The 1,799-nt window shown below is 62.3% G+C and carries 3 protein-coding genes; all 3 read right to left on the reverse strand.

Going from position 1 to position 1,799, the window contains the following annotated elements:
• Positions 1 to 36 precede the first annotated feature (36 nt).
• On the reverse strand, positions 37 to 249 hold the full coding sequence (locus ACM6IO_RS26695) for a TraR/DksA C4-type zinc finger protein (RefSeq protein WP_414912539.1): 213 nt from the start codon (positions 247 to 249) through the stop codon (positions 37 to 39).
• The gene (locus ACM6IO_RS26700; protein WP_253438749.1) at positions 249 to 701 is read right to left on the reverse strand and encodes a phage protein; all 453 of its coding nucleotides are present in this window, start codon (positions 699 to 701) and stop codon (positions 249 to 251) included. The genes ACM6IO_RS26695 and ACM6IO_RS26700 overlap by 1 nt, the downstream gene beginning before the upstream one ends.
• Before the next feature lie 5 nt (positions 702 to 706).
• Positions 707 to 1,799: DUF2586 domain-containing protein (locus ACM6IO_RS26705; RefSeq protein WP_414912540.1), on the reverse strand; the 1,093-nt coding region annotated here is incomplete at its 5' end.

Below are 1,799 nucleotides of genomic sequence, written 5' to 3' on the forward strand. Positions count from 1 at the left end.
ATTCAGCCGCGGCGAAGTGCGGCCAGGTGATGAGAGTCATCGACGTTGTCCTTGCTCGGAAAGAGACTCGCAGGGCGTGCAGCGGATTTTTCCGCCCAGGGCGCGGCGCTTCTCGGGAATTGGGTTTTCACAGTCCAGGCAGTGAGTCCGGCTGGGCCCGATCGGGCGCACCTGGGCGAGCTGGGCCGCGATCGCCTGGTCACGCTGGCGTTGCTCCAGCGCCTGGGCACGATCGAACGGGCACACCATCAGCGCAGGCCCTCGATCTCGGTAGCGTCCAGGTACGGCACGCCGTTGATGCGGATAAAGTCCGGACTGGTGACGTCGAACGGCACCTTGTGTTTGGACTTCTCGCCGCCCTTGGGGTCGATGGCGAGCAGGCTGGAGACCTTCAACTTGCAGCCGAAGGCCTCGACGCGCAGCTCTTCGTCGCCTGCAGCTGCGAAGAACACCACGTCGAAGGTGTCCAGCTTGCGAAAGCTCCCGGCCGATCGGGCGGATTCGATCAGCAAGTTGAAGTTGCTGGTGTCGAATTCCATCTCGCCGCTGGCCGAGACGTCGCCGTCGACGTGCCCGTTGGGTACGCCTTTGCTCTGCGCCACAGCCGTGTTATCGGTGATGTCGAGGGTGATGTTGTCGACATGAACCTGCAGGTCGCCCAGGTTCACATCGAAGTTCTTGCCGCCGATACGTGCGGTCATGGGGACTACTCCTGGTTGTCGTCAGAAAGATCGAGGGCGATGTTCGCCGTCAGGTCTTTCGGGCAGTTGAGCGGGCGGATCTTGATGTAGAGCTCAACCTTGGTTTTGCTGTGCCACACCAGGACGATGTCGCCATCCTTGGGCGATTCGATCTCACCCGGGAATACCTGGCCAGCGAACGTGCTGGACTTGGCCATCTTGCGCAGCGGCTTCATGAACGCACTGATTGCTGCGGCCATGCTGTTGGGCGATTTGTTCAAGCGGCGATCGCCGACACGGCGGATCAGCAGCGGGCGGACCTGACGGGCAGCCTTGTCGGCCAAGCGCAGGTACTCGACTACCTGGAAGTCACTCGCCGGGGCGTCAAGCATGTTGCCGTCGCCCCAGAACACTCCCGGGTAATCGGGATAGGTCTGCGACACGGAGAAGCGCGCGGTGTCCAGCTCGGCGCGGATCGCCGACGGCAATGGCACGCTTTCTTTGTCGGTCGGAACGGGGCCCAAACCCAACAACGCACCGGACGCCACACGCATCGGGCTGTCAGCAATGCTCACTGCAGAGTTGGCCAAGCGGCCCGCCAGTACGCCCAAATCATTACCGTGCAGTTGCGGCACGACCAGAACACGCGGCGCAGCCAGGCCGGTGGTGATGGACCGCTGTGCAGTCAGGTATTCCGCCCAGGTCTGCTGGGCCGTGATGCCGGCACTCGCTGCCATGACAAACGCACGTCGGCCGTAGGTGTTATTCAGTGCCACGGCGGCGTCGTGCATCGCCGACAGCTCAGCCTTGACCGTTACTGGTGTGGTGATCACCACCGCTTCGACGGAAAAGCCTTGTTGCTGGGCCTTTTCCAAGGCTTCGGACCACTCACCGTCTGCAGCGATCGGAGCCGCCAGACACGCCCAGCGATCACCGCCATTGAGGCGTGCGGCCGTGATTTGGGTTTTCAGGTCGCTCGGCGGGATACCCAGAGCGCCGTCGAGGTCGCTGTCCGTATTCAGGGGGATCAGTTGGCCGGCGTTTTTCCCGCCGGTGCCGATGAAAAGGAAATAGCGTTCGATCTCAGTCACGGCACCTTGGCCCAGATTAAGATTGTTA

Origin of the sequence: Pseudomonas sp. IT-P44 (assembly GCF_949768225.1) — a bacterium.
GTDB classification, from domain to species: Bacteria; Pseudomonadota; Gammaproteobacteria; order Pseudomonadales; family Pseudomonadaceae; genus Aquipseudomonas; species Aquipseudomonas migulae.